This window comes from Massilia sp. 01N417 (assembly GCF_056399645.1).
This window is the reverse complement of sequence record NZ_JBFTRS010000017.1, coordinates 79,199-94,226: the sequence shown is the minus strand read 5'-3', so window position 1 is coordinate 94,226 and position 15,028 is coordinate 79,199. Positions and strand designations below refer to the sequence as shown.

The 15,028-nt window shown below is 65.4% G+C and carries 20 protein-coding genes; 15 read left to right on the top strand and 5 right to left on the bottom strand.

All coding sequences use genetic code 11. The annotated features are described in order from the left end of the window. Positions 1 to 93: 93 nt before the first annotated feature. Positions 94 to 1,119 (top strand): fumarylacetoacetate hydrolase family protein, encoded by a 1,026-nt coding sequence (locus AC1DOQ_RS18235; RefSeq protein WP_477367281.1) that lies wholly within the window; start codon positions 94 to 96, stop codon positions 1,117 to 1,119. After that, on the top strand, positions 1,116 to 1,760 hold the full coding sequence (gene maiA, locus AC1DOQ_RS18230) for a maleylacetoacetate isomerase (protein ID WP_477367278.1): 645 nt from the start codon (positions 1,116 to 1,118) through the stop codon (positions 1,758 to 1,760). The genes AC1DOQ_RS18235 and maiA overlap by 4 nt, the downstream gene beginning before the upstream one ends. Before the next feature lie 26 nt (positions 1,761 to 1,786). On the opposite strand, the gene AC1DOQ_RS18225 is transcribed toward maiA, so the two are convergent. Beyond that, positions 1,787 to 2,245, bottom strand: a complete 459-nt coding sequence (locus tag AC1DOQ_RS18225) for a CBS domain-containing protein (RefSeq protein ID WP_477367275.1) — start codon at positions 2,243 to 2,245, stop codon at positions 1,787 to 1,789. 132 nt (positions 2,246 to 2,377) lie between these two features. On the opposite strand from AC1DOQ_RS18225, the gene AC1DOQ_RS18220 reads away from it, so the two are divergent. The 12 genes from AC1DOQ_RS18220 (at position 2,378) to AC1DOQ_RS18165 (ending at position 11,944) form a co-directional block, all read left to right on the top strand. Continuing rightward, the gene (locus tag AC1DOQ_RS18220) at positions 2,378 to 3,157 is read left to right on the top strand and encodes a uracil-DNA glycosylase family protein (RefSeq protein WP_477367273.1); all 780 of its coding nucleotides are present in this window, start codon (positions 2,378 to 2,380) and stop codon (positions 3,155 to 3,157) included. Positions 3,158 to 3,472: 315 nt separating this feature from the next. Next, a complete protein-coding gene (iscR, locus tag AC1DOQ_RS18215) occupies positions 3,473 to 3,979 on the top strand; it encodes a Fe-S cluster assembly transcriptional regulator IscR (protein WP_442121833.1) in 507 nt (168 codons plus the stop codon). Further along, entirely contained in the window at positions 3,979 to 5,235 is a 1,257-nt protein-coding gene (locus AC1DOQ_RS18210) for an IscS subfamily cysteine desulfurase (protein WP_477367270.1), read from the top strand. Before iscR ends, AC1DOQ_RS18210 begins: the two co-directional genes overlap by 1 nt. Positions 5,236 to 5,265: 30 nt before the next feature. Next, positions 5,266 to 5,664, top strand: a complete 399-nt coding sequence (gene iscU, locus AC1DOQ_RS18205; protein WP_477367267.1) for a Fe-S cluster assembly scaffold IscU — start codon at positions 5,266 to 5,268, stop codon at positions 5,662 to 5,664. A gap of 125 nt (positions 5,665 to 5,789) precedes the next feature. After that, positions 5,790 to 6,113 carry an iron-sulfur cluster assembly protein IscA gene (gene iscA / locus AC1DOQ_RS18200; RefSeq protein WP_477367265.1) on the top strand — a complete coding sequence of 108 codons (324 nt, stop codon included), beginning with the start codon at positions 5,790 to 5,792 and terminating at the stop codon, positions 6,111 to 6,113. Positions 6,114 to 6,129: 16 nt separating this feature from the next. After that, entirely contained in the window at positions 6,130 to 6,645 is a 516-nt protein-coding gene (gene hscB / locus AC1DOQ_RS18195; protein ID WP_477367262.1) for a Fe-S protein assembly co-chaperone HscB, read from the top strand. 124 nt (positions 6,646 to 6,769) lie between these two features. Beyond that, positions 6,770 to 8,674, top strand: coding sequence for a Fe-S protein assembly chaperone HscA (gene hscA / locus AC1DOQ_RS18190; protein ID WP_477367259.1), 1,905 nt, complete (start codon positions 6,770 to 6,772; stop codon positions 8,672 to 8,674). 56 nt (positions 8,675 to 8,730) lie between these two features. Next, complete coding sequence (gene fdx / locus AC1DOQ_RS18185; protein WP_036230756.1) at positions 8,731 to 9,069, top strand: ISC system 2Fe-2S type ferredoxin; 339 nt, start codon at positions 8,731 to 8,733, stop codon at positions 9,067 to 9,069. Positions 9,070 to 9,090: 21 nt separating this feature from the next. After that, positions 9,091 to 9,285 carry a Fe-S cluster assembly protein IscX gene (gene iscX, locus AC1DOQ_RS18180; protein ID WP_477367255.1) on the top strand — a complete coding sequence of 65 codons (195 nt, stop codon included), beginning with the start codon at positions 9,091 to 9,093 and terminating at the stop codon, positions 9,283 to 9,285. Next, positions 9,272 to 10,207, top strand: coding sequence for a class I SAM-dependent methyltransferase (locus AC1DOQ_RS18175; protein WP_477367252.1), 936 nt, complete (start codon positions 9,272 to 9,274; stop codon positions 10,205 to 10,207). The genes iscX and AC1DOQ_RS18175 overlap by 14 nt, the downstream gene beginning before the upstream one ends. 13 nt (positions 10,208 to 10,220) lie before the next feature. Continuing rightward, positions 10,221 to 11,243, top strand: a complete 1,023-nt coding sequence (gene ltaE / locus AC1DOQ_RS18170; RefSeq protein ID WP_477367249.1) for a low-specificity L-threonine aldolase — start codon at positions 10,221 to 10,223, stop codon at positions 11,241 to 11,243. Next, positions 11,240 to 11,944 carry an RNA pseudouridine synthase gene (locus AC1DOQ_RS18165; RefSeq protein ID WP_477367247.1) on the top strand — a complete coding sequence of 235 codons (705 nt, stop codon included), beginning with the start codon at positions 11,240 to 11,242 and terminating at the stop codon, positions 11,942 to 11,944. The genes ltaE and AC1DOQ_RS18165 overlap by 4 nt, the downstream gene beginning before the upstream one ends. On the opposite strand, the gene AC1DOQ_RS18160 is transcribed toward AC1DOQ_RS18165, so the two are convergent. Genes AC1DOQ_RS18160 through AC1DOQ_RS18145 form a run of 4 tightly spaced genes read right to left on the bottom strand, consistent with a single transcriptional unit; the run spans position 11,941 to position 14,274 of the window. Beyond that, positions 11,941 to 12,480 carry an RDD family protein gene (locus tag AC1DOQ_RS18160; protein ID WP_477367244.1) on the bottom strand — a complete coding sequence of 180 codons (540 nt, stop codon included), beginning with the start codon at positions 12,478 to 12,480 and terminating at the stop codon, positions 11,941 to 11,943. The two genes, AC1DOQ_RS18165 and AC1DOQ_RS18160, sit on opposite strands and share 4 nt — an antisense overlap. Positions 12,481 to 12,502: 22 nt before the next feature. Next, positions 12,503 to 13,276, bottom strand: a complete 774-nt coding sequence (locus AC1DOQ_RS18155; protein WP_477367241.1) for a DUF3106 domain-containing protein — start codon at positions 13,274 to 13,276, stop codon at positions 12,503 to 12,505. Between the two features lie 12 nt (positions 13,277 to 13,288). Further along, positions 13,289 to 13,708 carry a DUF3619 family protein gene (locus AC1DOQ_RS18150; protein ID WP_477367238.1) on the bottom strand — a complete coding sequence of 140 codons (420 nt, stop codon included), beginning with the start codon at positions 13,706 to 13,708 and terminating at the stop codon, positions 13,289 to 13,291. Then, positions 13,705 to 14,274 (bottom strand): RNA polymerase sigma factor, encoded by a 570-nt coding sequence (locus AC1DOQ_RS18145; protein ID WP_442121821.1) that lies wholly within the window; start codon positions 14,272 to 14,274, stop codon positions 13,705 to 13,707. Before AC1DOQ_RS18145 ends, AC1DOQ_RS18150 begins: the two co-directional genes overlap by 4 nt. 69 nt (positions 14,275 to 14,343) lie before the next feature. Between AC1DOQ_RS18145 and AC1DOQ_RS18140 the strand changes: the two genes are divergently transcribed. Next, positions 14,344 to 14,976: a glutathione S-transferase family protein gene (locus AC1DOQ_RS18140; protein ID WP_477367235.1), complete on the top strand. Its 633-nt coding sequence runs from the start codon at positions 14,344 to 14,346 to the stop codon at positions 14,974 to 14,976. Positions 14,977 to 15,028: the final 52 nt, after the last annotated feature.

Genomic DNA, 15,028 nt, shown 5'->3' with positions numbered 1-15,028 from the left:
TCAGATAGTCCGATAAATAGGCCGAAAAATATTGTTTGTATGATAGTACGTTTTCATTTTTAATTACGGCAATATTTGTCGCTGAGGAATCTCATGAAATTTGCCACTCTGAAAGCCGGCGGTCGCGACGGCACTCTGGTCGTCGTCAGCCGTGATCTCGTCACCTGCCAGGCCGTTCCCGGCATCGCCCCCACCCTGCAGGCCGCGCTGGACGACTGGGAGCGCGTTGCCCCGCGACTGCAGCAGGTGTACGAAGCCCTGAACCAGGGCACGGCCCGGGACGCCGTCTCGTTCCTGGAAGAGGAATGCGCATCGCCGCTGCCGCGCGCCTACCAGTGGGCCGACGGCTCGGCCTACATCAACCACGTCGAGCTGGTGCGCAAGGCCCGCGGCGCCGAGGTGCCGCCGTCCTTCTACAACGATCCGCTGATGTACCAGGGCGGCTCCGACTCCTTCGTCGGCCCCTGCGATCCGATCGCGGTGCTGTCCGAGGACTGGGGCGTCGACCTGGAAGCCGAAGTTGCGGTCGTCACCGGCGACGTGCCGATGGGCGCGAGCCTGGCGCAGGCGGCGCAGGCGATCCGCCTGGTGATGCTGGTGAACGACGTCTCGCTGCGCAACCTGATCCCGAAGGAGCTGGAAAAGGGCTTCGGCTTCTTCCAGTCGAAGCCGGCCAGCGCCTTTTCGCCGGTGGCCGTGACGCCGGACGAGCTGGGCGAGGCCTGGCGCGACAGCAAACTGTGCCTGCCGCTGCTGGTGACCCTGAACGGCCAGCCCTTCGGCCGCCCGAACGCGGGCGAGGACATGACCTTCAGCTTTGCCCAGCTGGTCGCGCATGCCGCGAAGACGCGCGAGCTGGCGGCCGGCAGCATCATCGGCTCCGGCACGGTGTCGAACAAGCAGGGCGGCCTGCACGGCTCGAGCATCGCCAACGGCGGTGTCGGCTACTGCTGCCTGGCCGAGCTGCGCATGTATGAAACGATCGAACAGGGCGCGCCGCAGACGTCGTTCCTGCGCTTTGGCGACACGGTCCGCATCGAGATGCAGGATGCGGCCGGCGCGAGCATTTTCGGGGCGATCGACCAGGAGGTCGCCCACTATCACGGGAGGAAGGAATGAAGCTCTATACCTATTTTCGCAGCTCGGCCGCCTACAGGGTGCGTATCGCGCTGAATCTGAAGGGGCTGCAGTACGATGCTATCCCGGTGCATCTGCTGCGCGGCGGCGGCGAACAGCTGCAGGAGCAGTACCGCGCCATCAATCCGAGCGGCCTGGTGCCGGCGTTCCAGGACGACTACATCACGCTGACGCAATCGATGGCCATCCTCGAGTACCTCGAAGACGCCCATCCGAAGATGCCGATCATGCCGAAGGACGCCACCGAGCGGGCCCGGGTGCGCGAACTGGCCCAGATCATCGCCTGCGACATCCATCCCGTGAACAACCTGCGCGTGCTGCGCTACCTGAAGCACGATCTCGGCTTGTCCGAAGAGCAGAAGAACGAGTGGTACCGCCACTGGCTGGTGAGCGGCCTCGAGGTGCTCGAAAAACACCTGGCGCGCGACCCCAGCGCCGGCCCGCTATGCCATGGCCACAAGCCGACCATCGCCGACTGCTTCCTGGTGCCGCAGGTCTTCAATGCGCAGCGCAACGGCATCGATGTCTCGATCTATCCGAACATCTCGCGCATCAATGCGCTGTGCGCGGAGATTCCCGCCTTCGTGGCGGCGCATCCTTCGAACCAGCCGGACGCGGAGTAATCCCGCACCGGCCGGCGATCGACGGCTCAGTGCCGGGTCTGCGATCCGGCTCTCGAGCGGTCCGGCGCCGACGGCCTCGACACCTCTTCCAGGGCGTGATCGATGCCGGCCGAGTGCTTGGTCGCCATATCCCCCAACGACACGATCCCGATCACCTCGTGCGAGGCCTGGTCGACCACCGGCACGCGGCGGATCTGCACGTCGCCCATCTGGCCCAGCACTTCGTCGACGGTCTGGTCCGGCGAGCAGGTGCGCACGTCGGTGCTCATCACGTCGCCGACGCGGGTGCTGCCCGGCGCCTGGCCGGCGGCGGTGGCGCGCACGGTGATGTCGCGGTCGGTGATCATGCCGACCAGCTTCTGGCCGTCGAGCACCGGGATCGAGCCGACGTTCAGCTCATCCATCATCTGGGCGGCGCGCTGTATCGTTTCCTGCGGCGAGATGCTTTGCACGTCGCGGGTCATCACATCCTGGATCGTTTGCATGGAGTTCTCCTCGGGTTGCGAAATGCTGCCGATGATGCACCGATTTGCGAAACCCGGACGCCACTTTGACGCGCGGAACAGCCGGTAAAAAAAAGCTACAATCTGAGCCCTTTTCAGCTTGCCAGGCCAGCCATGCCGCATACCGCCGTCCCCGCACCCATCCCCGCACCCATCCTCGCTGCCCTCGACCTTGCCGACCCGTCGTGGCGGCCGCACCTGGAAGCCGGCCTGCGCGCCATGATGGAAGCCGATCCGGCCTACCTGCCGGCGCTCGCCGGCGACGACTACCTGCCGAACGGCGGCCGGCTGTTCGCGGCGTTTTCCCTGCCGCTGGCGCAGGTGCGCTACGTGCTGGTGGGGGAGGGGCCGTATCCGCGCCCGGAAAGCGCGACCGGCGTGTGTTTCATGGACGGGGCGGTGGGCGAGCTGTGGTCCGATACCGGCCTGTCGAAGCCGGTCAACCGCGCGACCTCGCTGCGCAACTTCATGAAGATGCTGCTGGTGGCCGACGGCCGGCTGAACATCGACGACACCGGCGGCGCGGCCCTGGCGCCGATCGCCAGGGCGGCCCGCGAAGGGGCATTCATCCAGACGCTGCCGCAGCTGCAGGACAAGCTGGTCGCGCAGGGCTTCCTGCTGCTGAACGCCTCGCTGGTCTTCCGCAAGCACGTCGCCCCGGTGGCTGACGCCCGCGCCTGGCTACCGTTCCAGCGCGCCGTCTTCGCCGCACTGGGGCAGTGCGAGTCGAAGCCGACCCTGGTCCTGTGGGGCAAGATCGCCGAGCAACTGAAGAAAGTACCGGAAACCGAAGGCTTCCCCCAGATCCACGCCGAGCACCCCTACAACCTGAGCTTCATCGGCCACCAAGGCATGCACAAGCTGTTCGGCCCGATGCAGCTGCTGCACCCCTAATTCGGGGTCAGAGCACTTTTTCGAACAATTGTTCCGTCGAACTGCTGTTGCGCGCTTGCGCCGGTATCAGGTGGGAAGTGCCTGGAGCACGAGGCGGGATTGCCTGAGAGCCTTTGTCAGAAAAAGTGCTCTGACCCCGAATTTTTGGGGGTGGGGCGGTTTTGGGGGTGCCAAGACAAAGCCTGCCGAATGCGCTATACTTGACTAAATCAATCAACTAATCAGGTTTTTGTTCTTGCTAACGCGGGAAGCGAACTTGAGGCGTTGAAGAGAAGCAAGATTTTAACACTGTTTGGATACCAACCCGGGGTTGTGATGCGTCTGACCACCAAAGGCCGTTTTGCTGTTACCGCGATGATCGATCTTGCCCTGCGCCAGGGTAATGGTCCCGTCACGCTGTCGGGCATCAGCCAGCGCCAGGCCATTTCGCTGTCCTATCTGGAGCAGCTGTTCGGCAAGCTGCGCCGGCACGAGATCGTCGAGTCGGTGCGCGGCCCGGGCGGCGGCTACAGCCTGGCGCGCAGCGCCGACAAGGTGACCGTGGCCGACATCATCATCGCCGTCGACGAGCCGCTCGATGCGACCCAGTGCGGCGGCAAAGAAAACTGCCACGGCGCCGATGCCGCCAGCGGCACGCGCTGCATGACCCATGAACTCTGGGCCACGCTGAACGCGAAGATGGTCGACTACCTCGATTCGGTCACCCTGCATGACCTGGTCGAGCAGCAGAAACAAAAAGAATCGAAGGAACAGAACGTGGTGGTAATGCACCGCCACGCGTCGCCGGACAATACCGAAGCAAAGCATATTGGAGTGAACTGATGAACGCGCCCCTGGACAAAAAAATCGAGCAGAGCTTCCAGACTGCACCGCATTTCCCGATCTACATGGACTATTCGGCGACCACGCCGATCGATCCGCGCGTCGCCGACGCCATGATCCCGTTCCTGCGCGAGCAGTTCGGTAATCCGGCCTCGCGCAGCCACGCCTACGGCTGGAGCGCCGAAGCGGCCGTCGAGAAAGCGCGCGCCGATGTCGCCGCCCTGGTCGGCGCCGATCCGCGCGAGATCATCTGGACCTCGGGCGCGACCGAATCGAACAACCTGGCCCTGAAGGGCGCCGCCCAGTTCTACAAGAGCAAGGGCAAGCACATCATCACCGTCAAGACCGAACACAAGGCCGTGCTGGACACCGTGCGCGAACTGGAGCGCGTCGGTTTCGAGGCGACCTACCTGGAGCCGCAGGACAACGGCCTGGTCTCGATCGAGCAACTGGAAGCCGCGATCCGTCCGGACACCATCATCGTTTCCGTCATGCTGGTGAATAACGAGATCGGCGTGATCCAGCCGATCAAGGAAATCGGTGAACTGTGCCGCAAGAAGGGCATCATCTTCCACAGCGACGCCGCGCAAGCCACCGGCAAGGTCGAGATCAACCTGGAAGAGCTGAAGGTCGACCTGATGAGCTTTTCCGCGCACAAGACCTACGGTCCGAAAGGCATCGGCGCCCTGTACGTGCGCCGCAAGCCGCGCGTGCGCCTGGAAGCGCAGATGCACGGCGGCGGCCACGAGCGCGGCCTGCGTTCGGGCACCCTGGCGCCGCACCAGATCGTCGGCATGGGCGAAGCCTTCCGCATCGCCAAGGAAGAGATGGACAGCGAACTCGCACGCATCAAGGCGCTGCGCGACCGCCTGGCCAAGGGCCTGATGGAGATCGAAGAGGTCTACATCAACGGCGACATGGAACACCGCGTGCCGCACAACCTGAACGTGTCCTTCAACTTCGTCGAAGGCGAATCGCTGATCATGGCGGTCAAGGACCTGGCGGTGTCGTCGGGCTCGGCCTGCACCTCGGCTTCGCTGGAACCGTCCTACGTGCTGCGCGCACTGGGCCGCAGCGACGAACTGGCACACAGCTCGATCCGCTTCACCATCGGCCGCTTCACGACCGAGGAAGACATCGACTTCGCCGTCAAGCTGCTGAAGGAAAAAGTCGGCAAGCTGCGCGAACTGTCGCCGCTGTGGGAGATGCACAAGGATGGCATCGACCTGAACACGATCCAGTGGGCCGCCCACTAATTTACGCATACGAATTCAAGGAGCACTGACATGGCATACTCGGACAAAGTTCTGGACCACTACGAAAACCCGCGCAACGTCGGCTCGTTCGACAAGAACTCCGACGACGTCGGCACCGGCATGGTCGGGGCCCCGGCCTGCGGCGACGTGATGAAGCTGCAGATCAAGGTCAACGAAGCCGGCGTGATCGAAGACGCGAAGTTCAAGACCTACGGCTGCGGTTCGGCGATCGCTTCGAGCTCGCTGGTGACCGAATGGGTGAAGGGCAAGTCGCTGGACGAAGCGCTGGCCATCAAGAACACCCAGATCGCCGAAGAACTGGCGCTGCCGCCGGTGAAGATCCATTGCTCGATCCTGGCGGAGGATGCGATCAAGGCCGCCGTGGCCGATTATAAGCACAAGCACGCAGCCGAAGAAAAAGCGGCGTAATTCGTAGGGTGGGCACATCGTGTCCACGTGTGACGCCGATAACGCGCGAACGTCGTGCGTGGGCTCGTCGAGCCTACCCTACGTGCAGCAAACCGTAGCAACGAATCAAGCTGGAGAAACTCGATATGGCAATCACCCTGACCGAAAAAGCCGCGAAGCACATCACCCGTTACCTCGAACGCCGGGGCAAGGGCGTCGGCTTGCGTTTCGGTGTGCGCACGACCGGCTGCTCCGGCCTGGCCTACAAGCTGGAGTACGTCGACGAGCCGGCGAATGAAGACAACATCTTCGAATCGCATGGCGTGAAGGTCTTCGTCGATCCGAAGAGCCTGCCCTACATCGACGGCACCGAACTGGACTTCGCGCGCGAAGGCCTGAACGAAGGCTTCCGCTTCAATAACCCGAACGTCAAGGACAACTGCGGCTGCGGCGAATCCTTCCGCATCTGAGGCAAGCAGACCCGCGATGCAGAACCACTTCGAGCTGTTCCAACTCCCGGCCAGGTTCGACGTCGACATGGACGCCCTGGATGCGGCCTACCGCGAAGTCCAGGGCCGCGTCCACCCGGACCGCTTCGTCAACGCCAGCGATGCCGAGAAGCGCGTCGCGATGCAGTGGGCGACCCGCGCCAACGAGGCTTACCAGACCCTGCGCAAGCCGATGCTGCGCGCGCGCTACCTGTGCGAGCTGAACGGCGTCGACCTGCAGACCGAGTCCAACACGGCGATGCCGATGGACTTCCTGATGCAGCAGATGGAATTGCGCGAGGCCCTCGGCGATGCGAGAGCAAGCAAGGATGCCGAGGCGCTGGACGAGCTGGATGCCCAGGTACGCAGCGAGAAGAAGAGCCGGCTGGCCCAGGTCGGCAAGCTGCTCGACGCCGGCGACTACGCCCAGGCCGCGCAGGGCGTGCGCGCGCTGATGTTCCTCGATAAATTCGCCGACGAATTGCATTATGCCTTCGAGGCGCTCGAATCATAACGTGGGCACGGTGTGCCCACCCTACCGCAAACGTCGCGGGTCGTAGGGTGGGCACACCGTGCCCACCAAGTGGCCCGGCAGGCCAGCGCAGCGCGGTACATAAAAACAAACAGGTAACACGACCATGGCACTACTGCAGATTTCCGAACCCGGCATGTCGACCGCACCGCACCAGCACCGGCTGGCGGTGGGCATCGATCTGGGCACCACCAACTCCCTCGTCGCCACCGTCCGCTCCAGCATTCCCGAAGTGCTGAGCGACGAAGACGGCCGCGCGCTGCTGCCATCGATCGTGCGCTACCTGCCGAACGGCCACGCCAACATCGGCTACAAAGCGATGGCGGCCCGCACCACCGATCCGAAGAACACCATCGTCTCCGTGAAGCGCTTCATGGGCCGCGGCCTGAAGGACATCGCGCACGTCGAGAACCTGCCGTACGACTTCGTCGATGGTGACCGCGAGAGCGGTCACGGCATGGTCAAGATCAAGACCGTGGCCGGCGTGAAAAGCCCGGTGGAAGTCTCGGCGCAGATCCTGGCGACCCTGCGCCAGACCGCCGAAGACGCCCTCGGCGACGAACTGGTCGGCGCCGTGATCACCGTGCCGGCCTATTTCGACGACGCCCAGCGCCAGGCAACCAAGGATGCGGCCCAGTTGGCCGGCCTGAACGTGCTGCGCCTGCTGTCCGAGCCGACCGCGGCCGCCATCGCCTATGGCCTGGACCACGGCAAGGAAGGCGTGTTCGCGGTCTACGACCTGGGCGGCGGCACCTTCGACATCTCGATCCTCAAGCTCTCGAAAGGCGTGTTCGAAGTGCTGTCGACCGGCGGCGATTCGGCCCTGGGCGGCGACGACTTCGACCAGCGCCTGTTCTGCCACATCACCCAGCAGGCCGGCCTCGCGCCGCTGTCGGACGAAGACACCGCGACCCTGATGGTCAAGGCGCGCCAGGCCAAGGAACTGCTGTCGACCAACGAAGAGACGACTGTCGAGGCGATCCTGAAGTCGGGCGAGATCGTGCAGGTATTGGTGAGCGCGAAGACCTTCGCCGAGATCACCCAGCCGCTGATCGCCAAGACCATGAACGCGGTGCGCAAGGCCATGCGCGATGCGAACGTCAGCGTCGAAGACGTCGACGGCGTGGTGATGGTGGGCGGCGCGACCCGCATGCCGCATGTGCGGCGCGCGGTGGGCGACTTCTTCAAGACCATCCCGCACGCAAACATCGACCCGGACAAGGTGGTGGCGCTGGGCGCCGCGATCCAGGCGAACCTGCTGGCCGGTAACCGCGCGGCGGGCGACGACTGGCTGCTGCTGGACGTGATCCCGCTGTCGCTGGGTATCGAGACCATGGGCGGCCTGGTCGAGAAGATCATCCCGCGCAACTCGACGATTCCCTGTGCCCGCGCGCAGGAGTTCACGACCTTCAAGGATGGCCAGACGGCCCTCGCCGTGCACGTGGTGCAGGGCGAGCGCGAGCTGGTGTCCGACTGCCGTTCGCTGGCGCGCTTCGAGCTGCGCGGCATTCCGCCGATGGCGGCCGGCGCGGCGCGCATCCGCGTGACCTACCAGGTCGATGCCGATGGCCTGCTGTCGGTGTCGGCGCGCGAGACCCGCTCAGGCGTCGAGGCGCACATCACCGTCAAGCCGTCCTACGGCCTGGGCGATGACGAAGTCGCGCGCATGCTGCAGGATTCGTACAACTCGGCGCAAGTCGACATGGTGGCGCGCGCGCTGCGCGAAGAACAGGTCGAGGCCGAGCGCATCCTGCTGGCCACCCAGTCGGCGCTGGAAGCCGATGCCGACCTGCTGGACGACGACGAACGCGCCGCGGTCGCCAGCCTGGAGCAGGGCGTGCGCGACGCGCTGGCCCGCTCGGCCGACGAGGCGCTCGGCGTCGACGAGCGCCAGAACAAGCTGCACGAGGCGGTGCAGGCGCTGGCTCACGGCACCGAGGAATTCGCTGCACGACGCATGGACAAGAGCGTGCGCAAGGTGCTGGCTGGTAAAACGCTGGATCAGGTCTGATGGAGCGTGGGCACCCCGTGCCCACGTTAAGCAATAAAACAAACGAGGTAAAAGAAGTGCCACAAATCGTCATCCTCCCCCATCCCGTCTTCTGCCCCGAAGGCGCCGTGCTCGACGGCCAGAGCGGCAAGTCGATCTGCGACACGCTGCTGGAAAACGACATCGAGATCGAGCACGCCTGCGACCGCGTGTGCGCCTGCACCACCTGCCACGTGATCGTGCGCGAAGGTTTCGACTCGCTGAACGAGCAGGAAGAAAAGGAAGAGGACATGCTGGACAAGGCCTGGGGCCTGGAGCCGAATTCGCGCCTGTCCTGCCAGGCCATCATCGCCGATGAGGACCTGGTGGTCGAGATCCCGAAATACACGATCAACCACGCCGCCGAGAATCACTGATCGCCTGAACTGGAGATTGCCATGAAGTGGACCGACGTCACCGCCATCGCCGAGGCCTTGTACGAGAAGTACCCGGATGTCGACCCGAGCTCGGTGCGCTTCGTGGACCTGCACAACTGGATCGTCGGGCTGGAAGGCTTCGACGACGACCACGCGCGCGGCGGCGAACGCGTGCTGGAAGCCATACAAACGGCCTGGATAGATGAAGCAAAGTAAAAAAGACGGCGCAGCCAAGAAACCGGCGCCGACCGTGTATGAACTCCTTCCCGAGGTCAAGCCCGGGCAGTCGATCGAACTGCTCAAGGAGCTGCACATCCTTACCCGCGACGGCAAGCTGAATCAGGACAGCCGCCGCAAGCTCAAGCAGGTCTACCACCTGGTCCAGTTCATCGAGCCGCTGGTCGACGACGTGCTGGAAAAGCAGGGCGCCGCTGCGCAGGGCGAGAGCAAGCACGGCGTGAGCCTGGTCGACCACGGCGCCGGCAAGTCTTACCTCGGCTTCATCCTGTACGACCTGCTGTTCAAGGGCAAGGCGGCGGGAGAGGGCGGCCACATCTACGGCATCGAGACCCGCGAGGAGCTGGTGCAGAAATCCACCGAGCTGGCGACGCGCCTGGGCTTCGAGGGCATGTCCTTCCTGAACCTGTCGGTGGCCGAGTCGACCGAATCGAGCAAGCTGCCGGCGACCATCGACGTGGTCACCGCGCTGCACGCCTGTAATACGGCGACCGACGACGCGATCGACTTCGCGTTGAAGAAGAAGGCCAGGCACATCGTGCTGGTGCCCTGCTGCCAGGCCGAAGTGGCGTCCGTGCTGCGCAAGAACAAGGGCAAGGACCTGGGCCGCAGCGCGCTGACCGAGATCTGGCGCCACCCGATCCACACCCGCGAATTCGGCAGCCAGATCACCAACGTGCTGCGCTGCCTGCAGCTGGAGGCGCACGGCTACCAGGTGACGGTGACGGAGCTGGTGGGCTGGGAGCACTCGATGAAGAACGAGCTGATCGTCGCCACGTATAAAAACCTGCCGCGCAAGCGGCCCGCCGAGCGCCTGCAGCAGGTGCTGGCCGAAGTGGGCCTGGAAGAGATGGCCCAGCGCTTCTATTCCGGCGAACCCGCCGTCTCCACCAACGACTGATAGCCAGAGACTCATGAGCGACCGACACGAACACTGGATCGACCTGCGCAGCGACACCGTCACCCAACCGGGAGCAAGCATGCGCGCCGCCATGGCCGCCGCCCCGGTCGGCGACGACGTGTACGCCGACGATCCGACCGTCAACCGCCTGCAGGACTTCGCGGCCGAGCTGTTCGGCTACGAGGCCGGCCTGTTCGCAGCCTCGGGCACCCAGACCAACCTGATCGCGCTGATGACCCACTGCGGCCGCGGCGACGAATACCTGGTCGGCCAGGAGGCGCACACCTACAAGTACGAAGGCGGCGGCGCCGCGGTGCTGGGCAGTATCCAGCCGCAGCCGATCGCCAACCAGCCGGACGGCTCGATCGCCTTGGCCGACATCGCGGCCTACATCAAGCCGGACGACCTGCACTTCGCGCGCACGCGCCTGCTGGCGCTGGAGAACACCATCGGCGGCCGCGTGCTGCCCCAGGATTACGTGCTCGCCGCAACCAGGCTGGCCCACGACAAGGGCCTCGCCACCCACCTGGACGGCGCCCGCGTCTGCAATGCCGCCGTCAAGAACGGCATCAGCCTGCGCGCCGCCGTGGAAGGCTTCGACACCGTCTCGGTCTGCCTGTCGAAGGGCCTGGGCGCGCCGGTCGGCTCGGTGCTGCTGGGCCCAAAGGCCTTCATCGAGCAGGGCAAGCGCTGGCGCAAGATGCTGGGCGGCGGCATGCGCCAGGCCGGCGTGATCGCCGCCGCGGCCCAGTACGCGCTCGAGCACAACGTCGAGCGCCTGGCGGACGACCACCAGAATGCCGCCGACCTCTCGAGCGGCCTGGCCGGGATCGAGCAACTGCGCGTCACCGCGCCGCAGACCAATATCTTCTACGTCGAGATTCCGGAAGCCGCCGTGGCCGGGCTGCGCGAGCACCTCGCGCGTAACGGCATCCGCGCCTCGATCGGCGCCCACACCCGCCTGGTGACCCACCTGGACATCAGCAAGGAAGACGTGCAAAAGACCATCGCCGCCTTCAAGGACTTCTTCCGATGAGCGAAGAAGAAGGCATCCGCCTCGCCAAGCGCGTGGCCGAAATCCTTGCCTGCTCGCGCGGGGAGGCCGAGCGCTACATCGCCGGCGGCTGGGTCAGCGTCGACGGTGAAACGGTCGACGACCCGGCCACCCGCGTCACGCCCGCCCAGCAGGTCGACCTGCTGCCGGGCGCGACGCCGGTCGAGCCGCCGCCGGTCACCATCCTGCTGCACAAGCCGGCCGGCCTGCACGGCAAGGCGGCGCTGGATTCCCTGCAGCTGGACACCGTGTTCGACGCCGGGAAGGGCCAGCGCGTGCTCAAGCGCCACCTCACCAAGCTGACCCCGGCGATGCCGCTGGAAGCCATGGCCAGCGGCCTGGTCGTGTTCAGCCAGGATTGGCGCGTGCTGCGCAAGCTGGGCGAAGACGGCGACCGCATCGAACAGGAATACGTGGCCGAGGTCAGCGGCGCCATCGCCGAGGACGGCCTGGCGCGCCTGAACAGGGGCGGCCGCCCGAACGCGCCGATCAAGGCCAGCTGGCAGAGCGAGGCGCGGCTGCGCTTCGCCGGCAAGGGCATCGTGCCGGGCCAGATCGAGGCCCTGTGCGGGGCAGTGGGCCTGCAGGTAACGGCATTGCGCCGCCTGCGCATCGGCCGCGTGGCGCTCAGCAGCCTCCCGCTGGGGCAGTGGCGCTATTTGAAAGACAGCGAGAAGTTTTAAGCGCCCGCGGCCTGGGCCGCATCGGCGGCCGGCTTGGCGTTCGCCTTCGGCAGCTGCACCAGGCGGGTGCCGGCCAGGCGGTCGTGCAGGAACTGGCGATCCTTGTCGAGGAAAGCCGTGAGGGCCCAGGCGACGACGCCGACGGCGAGCGCGGCCGAGATGTCGGTCTTGCTGTGCAGGCCGAAGGCGGCGCAGACCACCAGCGCCGGCAGGAACCAGCCCCAGGCCAGCAGGTAGCGCAGCACGGCGGTACGCAGCGGCACGCGGGCATGGCCGGCGCTGGTGAGGCGCAGGCGCCAGGTCTTCATCGCCAGCGTATGGCCGCTGTCGGTCCAGCACCAGACGAAGTAGGCGCCGGTCACCAGGAACAGGAAGAGCTTGAGGCCGTGCTGGGCCAGCGGCGCGTGGCTGTTGCGCGTGACGAGCAGGTAGAGGGCGACGGCCAGCATCTCGACGGCCAGCAGGAGGAAGGTCTCGTAGACCATGACGATCAGGCGGCGCTTGACGGTCGGGGTGCTGCTGGCGGTGTCGCTCATCGGATCGGGCTCGAAGCTGGACTCAGGCGTTGTTCGGAGTAATGCCCCAGTTGGCCGGCACCGGCTTTTCCTGCTGGGGCGGATTGGCCGGCTGGGCGGGCTGGGCCGGTTGCGGCGTCACCGGTGCGGGCACCGGCTGCGGCGGCGTCGCCGGCACCGCCACGCAGGGCGGGGTCGCGGAGACGGCGTTCTTGACGGTGCCGGCAGGGCAGGAGGTCGCGCCCTGGCCGAGCGGCGCCACGGCCTTGCCGCTGGTCTGGCTCGGCACCACCGAGGTCGACTTGCGACCGGCGGCCGAGGCGGCCAGTTTCTTCTTCTGGTCTTCGGGCAGTTGCTGGTAGCTTTCCCAGCTCGCGGTCTTCTGTTCGGGCGCGATCTTGCGCGCACGCGCATAGGTTTCGCGCGCCAGTTCGCGCTGGGCAGGCGTGAGCTTGGCCCATTCGCGCATGCGATCATGGACGCGCTGCTGCTCTTCCGGTTTCATGCTGGAAAAGCGGTTGGCCAGCTGCAGCCATTTCTGCTTGCGCACGCTGTCCATTTGGTCCCATTCGCCCTGAAGCGGTTGCAATGCCACCTGCTGGGCCGGGGTCAGCGAACGCCACAGCGGCTTGTCGCCGGTCTTGTGGGTGTTGACCGTCTCGGGCTTGGCGGGATGGGCGGTGGCGCCGGTCGCAGGCGTCGCGTTGCCCGCGTCCGCCGTGCCGAACCGCTCGTGCTGCTGGCTGAACAGCAGCACGATGGCGGCGAATGCGGCGGCGGCGCCGGCGGCAGCGACTTTACCCTTGTTTGCCGTCATCAAAGCTGGGCCTTACTGTGCGCGTTGCGGCGCTTGCTGCTGTTGCTGGGCCAGGTAGGCGTTGAAGCCGTGGTCGGTGTAGGCGGTGAGCGGCAGGTCGTCGGACAGCACGGCGGCGTCCAGGTCGGCCAGCTCGGCCACGCGCTGCTCGCGCTCGACGTGGTAGACGCCGACCATGCCGGCCACCATCGCCAGCAGCGGGGCGACCACGGCGGCGCGCGCCACCCATTGCATCGAGAACAGCGAGCGGACATCGAACAGCGGACGCTTCTCCTGGACGCGAACCGGCGCCTGCGCGTCGGCCTTCTTGCGCGACAGGGCAAGGGCGCGTGCAGCCGCCAGCCGATCGGTGGTCGAGGCCGGCAGGTTATCGAGGTTTTCGTTCAGCGCGTGGCGGATTTTGTACGCCAGGTTGATGTCGTCGGTGTTCATAGTTTAATTCCCTTGGCCCCCAGGGCTTTCTGCAGGGCGTGCGTAGCGCGAGAACAATGTGTTTTGACACTGCCCTCGGAGCACCCCATCGCTTCGGCCGTTTCGGCCACGTCCATGTCCTGCCAGTAACGCATGAGGAAGGCTTCCCGTTGACGCGCCGGGAGCTTTTGTATCTCTTCGTCGATCAGGCGCAGGGTTTCCGCGCGTTCGACCTGGTCCGCGCTCGACTCGGCGGCGGCGGTCCCTTCCTCGGCCTCGTAAGAGGCGAGTATATCAAAGTCTTCATCGTCCTCGTCCCGCCGCCCGAGGCTTCCGAAGAGACTGATCCAGGTGTTGCGGACCTTCTCGCGGCGGAAATAATCGAGGATGGTGTTCTGCAGGATGCGCTGGAACAGCATCGGCAGTTCGGCCAGCGGCTTGTCGCCGTATTTCTCGGCCAGCTTGATCATGGCGTCCTGAACGATGTCCAGCGCTGCCTCGTCCTTGCGGACCGCGTACGCAGCCTGCTTGAAGGCGCGCCGCTCGACACTCTCGAGGAAGTCGTTTAGTTCTTTGTCAGTGGCCATGCGATGAAGGGTCGGAAAACCTTCGAATGCTAGCAAAAAATACGGCTGAGCGCACTGTAAAATAGAAGAATGAACACACTGCGCGTCCTGGGTAAGGCAAGCTCGATCAATGTTCGCAAGGTCTTGTGGACCTGTGCCGAACTGGATCTGCCATTCGTCCGCGAAGACTGGGGCAGCGGTTTCCAGTCCACCCAGCAGGCGGAATTCCTCGCCATGAACCCGAATGCCATGGTGCCGGTGATCGTCGATGCAGACCTGGTCCTGTGGGAATCGAACACGATCTGCCGCTACCTGGCCGGTCACTACGGCAGGAACGGGGCGCTGCTGCCGGCGGAACCGGCGGCGCGGGCCAGGGTCGAGCAGTGGATGGACTGGCAGGCGACCGATCTCAACAACGCCTGGCGCTATGCTTTCATGGCCCTGGTGCGCAACAGCCCGGCCCATGCCGATACGGCCCAGGTCGAGGCCGGCATCGCGCAATGGAACCGGCACATGGGCATCCTCGAACGCCAGCTCGACAAGACCGGCGCCTTTGCCGCCGGCCCGGATTTCACGCTGGCCGACGTGGTGCTGGGACTGTCCACCAACCGCTGGCTGATGACGCCGATGGCGCGCCCCGATTATCCCGCCATCGCGGCGTATGCGGCGCGCCTGCGCGAGCGGCCGGGATGCCGCGCGTTCGGCATGAACGGGATCGCCTAGGGAGACGGCACGAGAAGCAGCTACATGTGAGAGCCTGCAAGGGGCGCCACGA